Origin of the sequence: Mesorhizobium sp. M0698 (assembly GCF_040320455.1) — a bacterium.
GTDB lineage: Bacteria > Pseudomonadota > Alphaproteobacteria > Rhizobiales > Rhizobiaceae > Mesorhizobium.
Genome location: NZ_JAMYPQ010000001.1, coordinates 463,540 through 476,195 on the forward strand (window position 1 = coordinate 463,540; position 12,656 = coordinate 476,195).

Consider the following 12,656-nt stretch of genomic DNA (forward strand, 5'->3'; position numbering starts at 1 on the left):
AGCCAATAACAACGTCGAGACTTTACCACAATTTTGAAAGTTGGGGTGGGGAAAGCAACGGATCGTTGGAGGCAATAGTCCCTAAGAGGCTCCTGGGACACTGTCGACAATCGCAGCACAGCACTACGTTCGACAACTGGGCGCTGCTCGCCTCCATCGTGGCCACCTGCAGGCTCAACGACGTCAACCCGGTCGCCTACCTCGCCGAAACCCTCGACGCCATCATCAACGGCCATCCGCAAACCCAGATCGAGGAACTCATGCCCTGGCGATTCCGGAAAACGTCAAGCCCAAATCCATAGGCGATCCGCGAGGCGCTTACGCTTCCACCGCAACGGTCTCGCTGCTTTCGCCCCTGCGCACCGAGATCAATTCGGGTCTGTCGCGAGGAACGGCCTATCCCGCGGACTGGCGTCCTCGCTTCACCGATGCCTATCGCCTGCAGGCCCAGGCCTGGATCCATTCAATACTCAGCGGAATTCCGGCCGGAGCAAGCTGCTGGACGGATACCGGGCTGCAATCGCCGCCGAGGCGGGTCTGCAATCACTATCAGAAGGGCGAAAGGCAGTTATTGGCGCAATGAGTAAGCCAGAACTGTACAAATAGCTGACGGCATTTGAATTCATAATGACCTCGGCAGCCGACTAATAATCTTCTTTTTCAGGCCCCTCCCGTCAGCGTGTTCCACGCAGCCGGTGCGCTGCTTCGGCTCGTCGCAGGGACACGTGCGTGTTCTGTAGGATCATTTCGCGAAACGCCTCGTTTGATACTGCAAAGTTGTACCATCGTGTCCAACATCAGATGGGACGCGGTCCCAGCAAACATGCAGTTCAGACAATCGATTACGCGTCTTTGTTGAAGTCGTGCTGTACCAATACAGTACCGGCCTTGAAACGGTTGATCCAGTTTCGTCGCTCATCAGGCCATAAGCCGCCGGCGGCTGTGTACGGCAGGCGCCGAATGAAACTCTCATTCACGCTCCCTCGCTACTCCGTGAGACCCCTCATTTCCTTCCTTGCAGCCTCAGCACGGAACTCAAGGTATGTGACCAAATCGGCGAGATGGACGCCCTTGGCACACTTCTGGCTGTCCTCGATCCGCACGAGCGGAAGGGCAATTTCTCCCATGGAAATCTTTCGGACCAACTTCGGCGGCGTCAGGTGAGAGAAATAGTCTCGGCAGACGTCATCGATCGGTATGGTCGCCTTGCCCATACTGAGCCATCAAAAGCAGTGCTGTGTTCATTCCAGGTTGCTATCCCTTGTTAGGAGCTTGGCAGACTAGCAAGCCGCCCAACGGGTTCAACGGCCGGGCAGGGGGGCGCGTGCAAAAGGGTGGGCGCGACCTAAGCAACGGCCGGGGCGTTCAAGTCGCTAGAGGGATACCGCCAATACAGTGCTGTGACCGAGTTCGTTTGCTGACGGGCTTCTTAATCGGCGCAAATCGGTCCGACTCCAACCTCCGCAACCAGTTCCAGCATAAATCACTAATAGTCGCGATCTGATCAAAGCCCCGCCGGAAAAAACGGCAAGGCTTTTCCCACGGCAGGTTTGGCGAAGCGCGGAAGGGCACTCTGCCGCCCAGAGTAAGCGGCCTGCACGGTGAAGACGAGAGGGACGCTTTTCCAAGCGCGGAGTTCGAATCCCTCCGAGCCCACCAAGTCGCCTCCCTGCAATGCTGGCCTGGACCTGTCAAATCGTCACGTCAATGATGTCGGTATCGGTGGTTGCGTGTCCCCGCAACCACTTCTGTCATAGTACGATAACCGTCTCGGTCTAACCGAGGCGGTTTTTTCGTGTGGCGAGTTTGAAAATGTCTGGATTGCGTGAGGCCGTGAGGCCGGGCATTAAGGCGCATATTTTGCGGGAAGGCCTTCATGAACCTCAATCATCGGCAGAATGCGCCGTGCAGCGTAACCATCCGGTGTGGACCGCGGCAGACGCCGTTTCGCGTGTTAGACTGCTTGGCATGGAGATCGACACCGACAAGATTGACGCGTGCAGCGGTGGTGCTTCGACGTAGAAATCGGAAAACACGCTCGCGGCAACTCTGCACTACGCAGATGCGCGCCCATCTCCGGCCACGCAACATCGATCCGCAATTCGGAGCCATGTAGTGGTAGGTGGCGGCGCAGGACCGCTACATCGCCAGAGCCATTACCTGAGATAGTGGGTTTGAGGTGGTGGTAGAGGGAAGGGCGCTGGAAACTAACCTTCTCCATTTTCGGCAATTCGCCAACCGTCGCGATCTCGCGATTGAGCAGTGTCCTCCAGTCACTCATAGCCTGTCATCTCGAGATAGCCGCGCCCGGCATGGGTTCCCTCAAATCGGATCGGGCCTTCCCAATAGGGAGAGCGTGTGTCCATCCAGGCTTCTGGGTTTAGCGTCCGGATGGTCACATCCACTCCGTTTTCCGGCAATTGCACCCTCCAGCGGATCGGCACGCTACGTCCCGCGACTGCCGCCGTTTCGAGCGGCGTCACCCTTAGCGCGCCGGGGGCCTGCGGCTGCGGCCTGCCGTCGGCCTTGATCCATGTGGCCGATGTAAAGCCCGCGCCTCCGTCGCGCAGGCGAAAGCCCATCATCTTTTCGCCGCTGTCGAAATGCAAGGAGAACCAGTCCCACCCGGTCTGATCCTCAGCCAGCGGCTGCGAGGACCATTCGTGGTCCAACCACGCCTGACCGGACACCGCGATCACGCCCGCCGGAAGGGTCAGTGTACCGGTCACGTGGTAGAATGGTTGCGAGTAGTAATAGCTCGCCTGCCCCTTCTCGGATTTCACCGAGTAGCCCTGCACTCCCTGCGGCACCAGAGGGCCTTTGGCGTCCAGTGCCAGTTCGTAGGAAAACGCCTGTCCCGCCGCGTGCAGGTCGAGCGCCGACAGCGCATCCGCCTCTGGCAGGGCCCGACCTGCCATCTGCCAATTGTCAATCCAGGCCGCAAAGGGTGCAGCCGAAACCCCCGCCTGGCCGATGCCGCCCCGTGCCAGCCGTTCGGCCACGAATTGGTGCGTTCGCGTCGTCAGCCCGGCATGGCCCATCCAAAGCTGCGGACTAGACCAGCCGGACCGCTCCACCGGGGCCAGGGCGGATCGGAAAAGAGTCCATTGCACGCCAAAGTCCGCTCCATCCGCAGCTTGCAGGTTGGCCGTCAAATACCACCATTCGATCCGGTAACCGGGGTGCGGGCCGTGGTCTGCCGGAAAGTTGAATGCAGTCCCCGGCTGCGGCACTGAAAACCCGTCAGCCTCTGTGCCAAGCCCAGCAAAACCCTGGCCAAAGGCAGGTGCGGCCAAGCTCATGTAGATCAGCAATGCTCTAACGCTCATGTGCAAATACCTTCAGCAAATCCGATGGCGAAAGACGCGCCAGCCGCCAGGCAGGCACGGCGGCTGCAAGTCCGGCCGCCAGCAACGCGAGCGCCGCCAGCCGCGCCCAGTCACCGGGAAAAAGGTGCATCGGCAGACGCCAGCCAAAAGCCTCCACATTCACCACCGCCAGTAGAACAAAGGCGAGCCCGATACCTACAGGCAGAGCGGCCAGCATGGTCAAGGCTGCCAACAACAAGCCGCGCCAAAGCTCCAGCCATACGAGGTGGCGGCGGGGCAGACCCATGGCCCAGACCGGCGCCAGTTGCGGTAGGCGCATCCCCGACAGGGTCATGAGGCTCGCAAACATCGCCAGCCCCGCGACTCCCAGCGTCAGCACATTCAGCGCGGCTGTCACTCTGAATGTGCGCTCAAACACTTTGAGCGAAAAGACCTTGATCCCGGCCTGGTCAATCACGTTCTGCGCGGGCAGCCCGAATTCCGCCCGCAAACCCGCAGCCAGTGCTTCGGCCTTGCCGGGGGCAATCCGAATGGCATAGCGCAGGCGGGAGACGTCAGGGTAGTGCCGGACCAGTGTGTCGATCCCGATGATCACTTGGCCGATCGGGTTGCCATAGTCGGCATAGACGCCGACGATGCTGGCCCGCCAGCCACCGGGCAGCGTGATCTGGTCCCCTAAGCCCAACTCCTGGCGCCGCGCCAGTTGTTCGTTGATCAGGGCGCCGTCGCCTGTGGCGATCCGGTCCCACACCCCCGGCACTGCAGAGAGGATCGGCCAGTTGTCGCGATAGGTGCCATGATCGGCCACGCCGTATATTGCCGCGGGCTGGCCTGCGACCCGGCCCTCAATGCTCCAGATCGGCAGGACCGCGTCGCTGCGCTGGGCCAGCCAGTCGCGTATCGCCGTGGCCTCTGCTTCGGTGCGGGCGGTCACGTAAAGCTCTGAGGCGAGACGCTGATCGAGCCAGCCGGTGAAGGTCAGCCGAAAGCTCGACACCATCGTGCTGACGCCCACATTGACGGCCAGCGCAAGCAGCAGTGCCATTAGCGCCAATGACAGGCCGGGAAGCTGTTGACGCGTGTCGGCCCAAAACCATTCAGCCAATGGTCCACGCGCCAAGCGGCCGCCAAGGTGCAATATCCCCGTCAGCACGAGCGGCAGCGCCAGTGCCGCCCCCAACAGCAGTGCCGCCAGAAGCGCAAAGCCCGCCTCGAGGCCGGATCCGAAGTGTGCAATTCCCGCCGCCGTCAACAGGAGCACCATCGCAGCCACGCCTTGCGCGCGCAGGGCCCGCTCCGAAGCCCGCGCCCAGGCCCGAGGCTGGGCCGGCGCAAGCAGCGGCAGGTGCCATAGCCGCCAGAGGCTTTGTGCGGCCGCTACCAGCGTGCCGATTACCGCGATCGCCAGCCCCGCTGCCCACACTGCGGGGCGGATCGACAGCGTTCCCGGCACATCGGCCCCGTAAAGTCCGCGCAGGGTGGCGGCGACGTCGGGCAAAAGGGCCGAGGCGACTACATAGCCAAGTGCCACGCCCACCAATCCCGCGAGGAGGGCGAAGATCAGCAGCTCGGCGATCAGCAAAAGGACCAGCACGCGGGCCGGCAAGCCCAGTGCGCGCAGCGTGCGAAACACCGGGCGGCGCTGTTCAAAAGCCAGACCGATGGCGGAATGCACGATGAAGAGCCCCACCGCAAAGGCAAGAAAACCGAAAGCCGTCAGGTTCAGGTGAAAACTGTCGGTCAGCCTGGCAAGATCCCCCGTTTCACTCGGCTCGCGCAGGGTCAGGCCGGGGGCTGTCACCTCTAGAGGGGCACGGCCAATCGGTTGGTCCGGCCAGAGCAAAAGACGAGAGATCTTGTCCTTTGCCCCAAGCAAGACCTGCGCCTGCCCGATGTCGGTGAGGACTGTGCCAGGCGGCAAACCCTCGGCCACGCGCACGGGAGGTGTTGCTTGCTCGGTTAGTCGTGCCGCGGTTTCCGGAGTTGCATAGAGCACCCCGGGCGCCGTGATGAACGGCAATAGCTCATCACCCACTGCAACATCCACCTGCTGCGCCTGCGGCGGCAAAGTCAGTGGGTCAATGCCGAGGACGCGCAACCGCACATCCCCAAACCGCATTTCACCTTCAATCACCGGCGAAGCCAGCCAGCCTGCTCGCCGCAGTCTCACAAACACCTGTTGATCCATCCGGGTCCCGTCCTCACGCACCAGTTGCGCGAGCCGGTCCTGCCCAAGGATCGCCGCTGCACGGTCATAGCTCGCCCGCGCCTCACCGTTGATCGCCTGAATCGCTGACCACAACGCCGTTGCCAGCGATAGCCCCAAAAGCAGCATCGCCAGTTGGACAGGCCGCCTGCGCCAATGCGACAAGAGCGCTGACAACCCGGTCCACACCATCAAGCCAGCCGTCCCGCGTGCAGGTGAACGCGGGCGTTCAGCCGGTTTGCCAGACGGTTGGAATGGGTAACCATTAACAGGGCGGCACCCGTTTCAGCCACCAGCGACAGCATAAGATCGAGTACAGCGTCCCCTGTTGCCTCATCGAGATTGCCCGTGGGCTCATCGGCCAAAACCAGCCGGGGCCGAACGGCTAGGGTCCGCCCAATCGCCACCCGCTGTTGTTGCCCACTCGACAGCTGTTCAGGGTAGCGCGTTAGGACCTTGGCCAGGCCCAGCCGTTCAGCAAGGACCTTCAGCCACGCCGGATCAGGACGGCCGGCAAGTCGAGCCTGAAAGGCAAGGTTGGCTGCCACATCAAGCGAAGGGATCAGGTTGAACTGCTGGAACACAAGTCCGACTGTTCCCCGCCGCAGGGCGGCAAGGGCCGTATCGTTCAGCCCCACAATATTGGTACCGCCAAGGTGGATTTCTCCCGCATCAGGGCTGTCGAGCCCTGCAACGAGGTGCAAAAGCGTGCTCTTGCCGCTGCCAGACTCGCCGGTCAGCGCAAGGCTCTTGCCCGCCTCCAGCGAAAGATCGATCCCGTGCAGAACATGCAACGGCCCTTCGCCAGTGGGGTAGAATTTGTCGATCTGGTCCAGCCTCAGCAGCATGTTACTCCCCGGAGGCCCGCGTGCTTCTGACACGGCATGCCAGTGAAATAGCGCCAAACAACGACCCCTTTCATACAGCCTCCAAACCCACTGCCTTAATTGGACAATGGTTTTCTTCAGAGGCTCGCGTTTTGCATCTAACGCGACCTCCACTTGGAATTCGATGTACAATTACGATCTAGAGCGGTTCTCAGCTAGGCGGGATAGGCGTTGACCGTGCCGTCGCAACTCACTCTCCAAACGGAACTGGAGCGCTGCCTTCAATTCCTCAGCAGTGCCGATGCCGTTGCTGAAAAGCGCCATGATTATGCCTGCAGCCTGGTCACACTCAGGCGTGCTTGGCTCTATGCCAGCCTCACGGGAATACGCGATCAAACCTTTCGGGCAAAGAGTTCCTCTTCGATCTTTGCGCGGTTGTTTCCATACTTTTTTACCAGCCTGAGGGCATCAGCCCGTTCGAGATGGTGCTTCTTCATGAGGTACCCGACTTCATAGTCTTCGCCACCGTCGACCCGTGCTCTGTCTTGCGGACCACGCTTTGACTTGTCGTCTGCCATGACAACCTCCATGGGCGATCGCCTCGCCCAAACGTGTCAATGATAATCCTCTAATCGACGGGGACAAGGACGTAGTCGCCAACCATGTCGAAACCGCACAACTCCGCGGTCGCAGGGATAAGCCGATCCCTTACGGGGAACGCTTTGCTCGTCCGCCGTTCGAAGCGTCGAGGTCTTCTGGGCTGGTACACGTTCTTGCGGCCGTGGGAGGAAGCTTTCCGCGCGACATCACGAATGGAGTCCCTTGATGCATCGAAGGTCGCCAAATAACCCGCTTCGGCTGTGGCTGCTTCCGGTTTTGCGTTCGCGAGCGCTTCAATCTCAATCAAGAACGGCATTTCAAACATGCCATCGTAGCCGAGAAAATGGAGGTATTGTCCGGCCTCGTCGTAGCTGCGGCTTCGGTTCGGAAAAGTCAGCGCCAAGGTTGAACATACCTCAAGCCGTCAAGAACCGCGTAGCGAACGTCTGTTGCAGGCTCGCGGCCTTGCGTCTCTTCGCATTGTGCGCGTTCAGAATTACGGCGGTTTCGAAGCTAAACTGCCACTCGCTTGATCCCGCTGCCCGGCCAGCGATGGAGCCGGGCTACTCCAGCACAGACTCTGCCGTCGATCACCTCGATCGGCACGGACTCCAGACCGACATCGTCGAACAGCCGCGCATTTGACCGCGTTCGCCAAATTAATGGCCGGATCTTTGCGAAGCCTCCGCATTTTTGTGGGGGGAAGCCCTCCCAGCATCATCGTGATTGGACTTCACGATCGGTCGGAGTCACGCTGGCCGCAGGTATAAGAAGGATATGGGTGGGCCAACTATCGTCCGAATAGGAGGCTAAAATGAAGCACCAGACGCTTGAGCAACTGCAGATCGTCGCCGAGATCGATCAGGACTACCTGCGCCAGGCCATGTCGCGCAGCGAACGTCTTGAACGCTGGGCGGAGCTCCTTGAACGGAACCCTGACCGGCGACTCTCGACGCTACACCAAACCGAGTATCAGCCGGTTAGATCACGCGGGGCCATGCGCGGCGACGGCTCGCCGATCTCAGTCGCTTTCGAGGATCCTGTCCTCCGCGCCGCCGGGTTGGAAAGCGACAACTACGGCGAAGCGAAGCGGTTCTTCGAACTGACCGACAGGCAATTGCATGAGATCATCTGCTATTGTCATTTCGGCGCGACGGTGAGCGCCGTAACGGCCGCCCGTCACATCCGTGCGGCGATTGCCCGGAGACAGCCCGGCATGTTCGCTCGGATGCGTGAGGCGTTCGTCGGATAAAGCCGGAGCCGTTTCGCAGCATCATTTTTGAAGCGGCTCGCATGGAAAGCCGCCGCCGTAGCGCGGGCAAGCGCTCCCCACGCGGGGAGGCTGCGTTGCATGAGGGGGTGCGGCTTTCCGCAGGAGCACGCCGACGCCCCTCCTGCATCTTTTCCATCCGAACCGGAAAGATCCCAATGCTGCCAGTACATCCGTGGTCAGCGCCGTGGTTCAAAGGCTCGAACAGAGCGACATGCGCGCCGGATAAGCGCTATACATTCGCTGTCGAAAATTCGGTGCTTCATGGTGGGTCGAAGGTCGCGGACCTATGTCGATCGGGACCGGGAAAGCCAAATCGTGCCAAATTTTCGCGAACTGTATATATCTCTCGATGCACATTCAATCAAGGCTCGATAGGTTTGTCTCGTAATTGCGGATTAATATAGTCTGTTGTCGGCAAAATTAAGAGGGATGAATTACAATAAAATTGCTTATGGCTCCGCCTTTCGGACGGCCAAAAGCGCCGGTAAAAACGACTGATTTCATTTCAAATATTTTCGGTTTGAGGAATTAAAAATTTGGCACTCCTATCATTCGAGTGCCAAAGGGGCTATGTTAAGTGTTGCAGTCGCTCTATGTGCGGCGGCAGAAAGAACCCCCAATGAAATTCCGGCCACTCCACGACCGCGTCGTCATTCGGCGCGCGGAAGGCGATACCAAATCCAAGGGCGGGATCATTATTCCCGACACCGCCAAGGAAAAGCCTCAGGAAGGCGAAGTGATCGCCGTGGGCCCGGGCTCGCGTGACGAGAGCGGCAAGCTGATCCCGCTCGACGTCAAGGCCGGCGATCTCATCCTGTTCGGCCAATGGTCCGGCACCGAGGTCAAGATCGACGGCGAGGACCTCCTGATCATGAAGGAGAGCGACATTTTGGGCATCGTCGAGAAGATCAAAGCGGCCAAGAAAGCCGCCTGACCGGGCGATTTCCGATCCCGCAATTTCAAGACTGAACTGGACGTAAAATCATGTCTGCCAAGGAAATCAAATTCGCTACCGATGCCCGCGACCGGATGCTTCGCGGCGTCGAAATTCTGAACAACGCCGTTAAGGTGACGCTCGGCCCCAAAGGCCGCAATGTCGTCATCGACAAGGCCTATGGCGCGCCGCGCATCACCAAGGATGGTGTCGCCGTCGCCAAGGAAATCGAGCTTGCCGACAAGTTCGAGAACATGGGCGCCCAGATGGTGCGCGAAGTGGCCTCGAAGACCAACGACCTCGCCGGCGACGGCACGACGACAGCCACGGTGCTGGCCGCTTCCATCCTGCGCGAAGGTGCCAAATTCGTTGCCGCGGGCATGAACCCGATGGATCTCAAGCGCGGCATCGATCTTGCTGTGGCTGCTGTGGTGAAGGACATTCAAGCCAGGGCCAGGAAAGTCAAATCTTCGGACGAGATCGCCCAGGTTGGTACGATCGCCGCCAATGGCGACGCGTCGGTCGGCGCCATGATCGCCAAGGCGATGAACAAGGTCGGCAATGAGGGCGTGATCACCGTCGAAGAAGCCAAGACAGCCGAAACCGAACTCGATGTCGTCGAAGGCATGCAGTTCGACCGTGGCTATCTCTCGCCCTATTTCGTCACCGATGCCGAGAAGATGCGCGCGGAGCTGGAGGACCCTTACGTTCTCATCCATGAGAAGAAGCTCGGCAATTTGCAGGCGTTGCTGCCGATCCTCGAAGCTGTGGTGCAAAGCGGTAAGCCGCTGCTGATCATCTCGGAAGACGTCGAAGGCGAGGCGCTAGCAACGCTGGTCGTCAACAAGCTGCGCGGCGGCCTCAAGGTCGCAGCCGTCAAGGCGCCAGGCTTCGGTGACCGGCGCAAGGCGATGCTGGAAGACATTGCCGTGCTCACCGCCGGCCAGATGATTTCCGAGGATCTCGGCATCAAACTCGAGAACGTCACGATCGACATGCTCGGGCGGGCTAAGCGCGTGCTCATCGAGAAGGATACGACGACGATCATCGACGGCGCCGGCGAGAAAGCCACCATCCAGGCGCGCGTCCAGCAGATCAAGTTGCAGATCGAGGAAACGTCCTCGGATTACGACAAGGAGAAACTCCAGGAACGTCTCGCCAAGCTGGCTGGCGGCGTTGCTGTCATTCGCGTCGGCGGCGCGACCGAGACGGAAGTCAAGGAAAAGAAGGACCGCATCGATGATGCGCTGAACGCCACTCGTGCAGCCGTGGAAGAAGGCATCGTTGCCGGCGGCGGTGTTGCGCTTTTGCGCGCCAAGGCAGCTTTGACTGAGCTTACTGGCGCGAATGCTGACATGACGGCAGGTATTTCGATTGTGCTGAGAGCACTTGAAGCGCCGATCCGCCAGATTGCCGAGAATTCCGGCGTTGAAGGTTCGATCGTCGTCGGCAAGCTCTCCGACAGCAAGGATCACAATCAGGGCTTCGACGCCCAGAACGAAGTCTATGTCGACATGATCAAGGCCGGTATCGTCGACCCCGCCAAGGTCGTTCGGACGGCCCTGCAGGATGCCGGCTCGATTGCCGCGCTCCTGATCACCGCTGAAGCAATGATCGCGGACATTCGGCAGAAGGTTTCGCCCGCTATGGGTGGCGCGGGAGGTATGGGCGGAATGGGCGGAATGGACTACTGAGCGGCGCCTGAAACTATAGCCAGGACGACGGAAGGCCAGCGACGCGGGCACATGCGAGCCGATATCTCGGCGATCATCGGTTCGCTCGACATCGTGTTCGGGGAGATCGATCGATAGGCTCGTCGCTGTCGTATTTGCTGCTAAAAATGGTCTTGGAGACAAGAACATGACCGACACTCTTGCCGAGAAAACATGTACGCCTTGTCGCGGCGGCGTCCCGCCGCTCACGCGTGATGAAGCCCAACGCTTCCAGGCACAGGCTCCTGATTGGGAGCTGGGTGACGATGCCCACCGCATCCAGCGGAGCTTTCGATGCCGCAATTTCCGGGACGCGCTCACCCTTGTTCAGGAGATCGGTGAGCTCGCCGAAACCGAGGGCCATCACCCCGACATCAGCTTCGGCTGGGGTTATGTGACGGTTTCCCTGAGCACCAAGAAGATCAAAGGACTGCACGAGAACGATTTCATCATGGCGAGCAAGATCGATCGGATGCTCGATCGCGCGGGGCGGCCCCTCGACCGCCAACGGTGACACGGCAAATCCATTGCCAATCAAGTGAGGTCGTTTATGCCACACATCCGTCGAGGGGCAGCTCGATCTCGCCCGTGATCGGATGGTTCATGGCCTATGGTCCAGCGACGATCGCAGCGAAAATAAGCACCTTTGCGCTTGCCTTGAAGGCATCCTATTCTGGAGGGTAGTATCCGCTCGGGGCATAGAATGTCGGTACTGCCTTCCTTAAGAATTTGCGCGCCGCTCAACGCGGTGCTGGCTGCGACTGGGCTTGTGGCGGTGGCTACGCTCACGACACCGGACCTGTCCGGACGAAGCAGACTGGCTTTGGCTGCCGTGCTCGCGGTCATTTGGGGCGTCTATCTCCTGGAATTGGCCGAGAAACTGCTCAAGCGCCGGGCGGGAGACGTTCGGGACAGGACGCCGGCAATCGCCATTGATGTGCTCGCGGTTTTGGTTCCACTCGCCGCATTTCTGCTCGTCGGCACGCCCGACCGGAGCCTCTACTGTGCTGTCTGGCTGCTGAAACCGCTGCGCGATTCAACTTTCTTCCCGCTGCTGGGCAGAATCCTGACCAACGAAGCGCGCAACCTGATCGGCGTCGCCACGGTCTTCGGCATCGTTCTTTTCGGTTTTGCGCTCGCAGCCTATGTCCTCGAGCGCGACGTCCAACCGCAACAGTTCGGCAGCATCCCCCAGGCAATGTGGTGGGCGGTGGTCACGCTGTCCACCACCGGCTATGGCGACGCTATTCCGGAAAGCTTCGCCGGCCGCGTCCTTGCCGGGGCGGTCATGATGAGTGGCATCGGCATCTTCGCGCTCTGGGCTGGCATTCTTGCCACCGGCTTTTATCAAGAAGTCCGTCGCGAGGATTTCGTCCGCAATTGGCAATTGATCGCCGCCGTGCCGTTGTTTCAGAAGCTCGGCCCGGCCACGCTAGTCGAGATCGTGCGCGCATTACGACCTCGCATCGTGCCGGCGGGCGCTGTGATCTGCCGCAATGGCGAGACCGGTGATCAGATGTTCTTCGTCGTGGAGGGGCGCGTCAGCGTCGCGACGCCGTACCCGGTGGAGCTGGGCCCTGGCGCCTTCTTCGGCGAGATGGCGCTGATCACCGGCGAACCGCGCTCGGCGACCGTCAGCGCCACAACGGTGGTCTCACTCCTGTCGCTACACTCGGCGGATTTCCAGATGCTGTGCAGCAGCAGCCCGGAGATCGCAGAAATCATCCGCAAGACCGCGCTCGAGCGGCGTGGCGCGGCGCCTAACGGTTGACCGT

11 protein-coding genes and 2 pseudogenes are annotated in these 12,656 nt (G+C 60.4%); 7 read left to right on the forward strand and 6 right to left on the reverse strand.

Going from position 1 to position 12,656, the window contains the following annotated elements; translation table 11 throughout:
- The first annotated feature begins 158 nt into the window (after positions 1-158).
- Positions 159-302: a transposase domain-containing protein gene (locus NKI16_RS02355; RefSeq protein ID WP_301942484.1), complete on the forward strand. Its 144-nt coding sequence runs from the start codon at positions 159-161 to the stop codon at positions 300-302.
- Positions 303-986: 684 nt separating this feature from the next.
- Here the strand turns inward: NKI16_RS02355 and NKI16_RS02360 are convergent.
- The 6 genes and pseudogenes from NKI16_RS02360 to NKI16_RS02385 form a co-directional block, all read right to left on the reverse strand.
- Positions 987-1,245 (reverse strand): annotated as a pseudogene (locus NKI16_RS02360) (pyocin activator PrtN family protein).
- A gap of 1,028 nt (positions 1,246-2,273) precedes the next feature.
- Complete coding sequence (locus NKI16_RS02365) at positions 2,274-3,329, reverse strand: lipocalin-like domain-containing protein (RefSeq protein WP_023676582.1); 1,056 nt, start codon at positions 3,327-3,329, stop codon at positions 2,274-2,276.
- Positions 3,319-5,727: an ABC transporter permease gene (locus NKI16_RS02370; protein ID WP_023676581.1), complete on the reverse strand. Its 2,409-nt coding sequence runs from the start codon at positions 5,725-5,727 to the stop codon at positions 3,319-3,321. Before NKI16_RS02370 ends, NKI16_RS02365 begins: the two co-directional genes overlap by 11 nt.
- The gene (locus tag NKI16_RS02375; RefSeq protein ID WP_352624793.1) at positions 5,727-6,383 is read right to left on the reverse strand and encodes an ABC transporter ATP-binding protein; all 657 of its coding nucleotides are present in this window, start codon (positions 6,381-6,383) and stop codon (positions 5,727-5,729) included. The genes NKI16_RS02370 and NKI16_RS02375 overlap by 1 nt, the downstream gene beginning before the upstream one ends.
- A gap of 371 nt (positions 6,384-6,754) precedes the next feature.
- The gene (locus NKI16_RS02380; protein ID WP_023676578.1) at positions 6,755-6,940 is read right to left on the reverse strand and encodes a DUF3606 domain-containing protein; all 186 of its coding nucleotides are present in this window, start codon (positions 6,938-6,940) and stop codon (positions 6,755-6,757) included.
- A gap of 50 nt (positions 6,941-6,990) precedes the next feature.
- A complete protein-coding gene (locus NKI16_RS02385; protein WP_023676577.1) occupies positions 6,991-7,365 on the reverse strand; it encodes a DUF1488 family protein in 375 nt (124 codons plus the stop codon).
- A 411-nt stretch (positions 7,366-7,776) separates the two neighbouring features.
- Here NKI16_RS02385 and NKI16_RS02390 point away from each other — a divergent pair, with 411 nt between their 5' ends.
- The 6 genes and pseudogenes from NKI16_RS02390 to NKI16_RS02415 all read left to right on the forward strand — a co-directional run bounded on the left by NKI16_RS02390 (position 7,777) and on the right by NKI16_RS02415 (position 12,652).
- Positions 7,777-8,214, forward strand: coding sequence for a hypothetical protein (locus tag NKI16_RS02390; RefSeq protein WP_352624791.1), 438 nt, complete (start codon positions 7,777-7,779; stop codon positions 8,212-8,214).
- A gap of 640 nt (positions 8,215-8,854) precedes the next feature.
- Positions 8,855-9,169 (forward strand): co-chaperone GroES, encoded by a 315-nt coding sequence (locus NKI16_RS02395; protein WP_023676575.1) that lies wholly within the window; start codon positions 8,855-8,857, stop codon positions 9,167-9,169.
- 50 nt (positions 9,170-9,219) lie between these two features.
- Complete coding sequence (groL, locus tag NKI16_RS02400; RefSeq protein ID WP_023676574.1) at positions 9,220-10,863, forward strand: chaperonin GroEL; 1,644 nt, start codon at positions 9,220-9,222, stop codon at positions 10,861-10,863.
- A gap of 42 nt (positions 10,864-10,905) precedes the next feature.
- Positions 10,906-10,980 (forward strand): annotated as a pseudogene (locus NKI16_RS02405) (NADH-quinone oxidoreductase subunit D-related protein); the annotation flags it as partial.
- A gap of 49 nt (positions 10,981-11,029) precedes the next feature.
- The gene (locus NKI16_RS02410) at positions 11,030-11,395 is read left to right on the forward strand and encodes a 4a-hydroxytetrahydrobiopterin dehydratase (protein WP_023676573.1); all 366 of its coding nucleotides are present in this window, start codon (positions 11,030-11,032) and stop codon (positions 11,393-11,395) included.
- Between the two features lie 189 nt (positions 11,396-11,584).
- On the forward strand, positions 11,585-12,652 hold the full coding sequence (locus NKI16_RS02415; RefSeq protein WP_352922233.1) for a cyclic nucleotide-gated potassium channel: 1,068 nt from the start codon (positions 11,585-11,587) through the stop codon (positions 12,650-12,652).
- Positions 12,653-12,656 lie beyond the last annotated feature (4 nt).

Excerpts from the sequence above, each read along its gene's own strand:
- NKI16_RS02410 (WP_023676573.1), top strand. The coding sequence starts at position 11,030 with ATGACCGACACTCTTGCCGAGAAAACATGTACGCCTTGTCGCGGCGGC.
- NKI16_RS02370 (WP_023676581.1), bottom strand. The coding sequence starts at position 5,727 with ATGGTGTGGACCGGGTTGTCAGCGCTCTTGTCGCATTGGCGCAGGCGG.
- NKI16_RS02365 (WP_023676582.1), bottom strand. The coding sequence starts at position 3,329 with ATGAGCGTTAGAGCATTGCTGATCTACATGAGCTTGGCCGCACCTGCC.
- NKI16_RS02380 (WP_023676578.1), bottom strand. The coding sequence starts at position 6,940 with ATGGCAGACGACAAGTCAAAGCGTGGTCCGCAAGACAGAGCACGGGTC.
- NKI16_RS02390 (WP_352624791.1), top strand. The coding sequence starts at position 7,777 with ATGAAGCACCAGACGCTTGAGCAACTGCAGATCGTCGCCGAGATCGAT.
- NKI16_RS02375 (WP_352624793.1), bottom strand. The coding sequence starts at position 6,383 with ATGCTGCTGAGGCTGGACCAGATCGACAAATTCTACCCCACTGGCGAA.
- NKI16_RS02415 (WP_352922233.1), top strand. The coding sequence starts at position 11,585 with ATGTCGGTACTGCCTTCCTTAAGAATTTGCGCGCCGCTCAACGCGGTG.
- groL (WP_023676574.1), top strand. The coding sequence starts at position 9,220 with ATGTCTGCCAAGGAAATCAAATTCGCTACCGATGCCCGCGACCGGATG.
- NKI16_RS02395 (WP_023676575.1), top strand. The coding sequence starts at position 8,855 with ATGAAATTCCGGCCACTCCACGACCGCGTCGTCATTCGGCGCGCGGAA.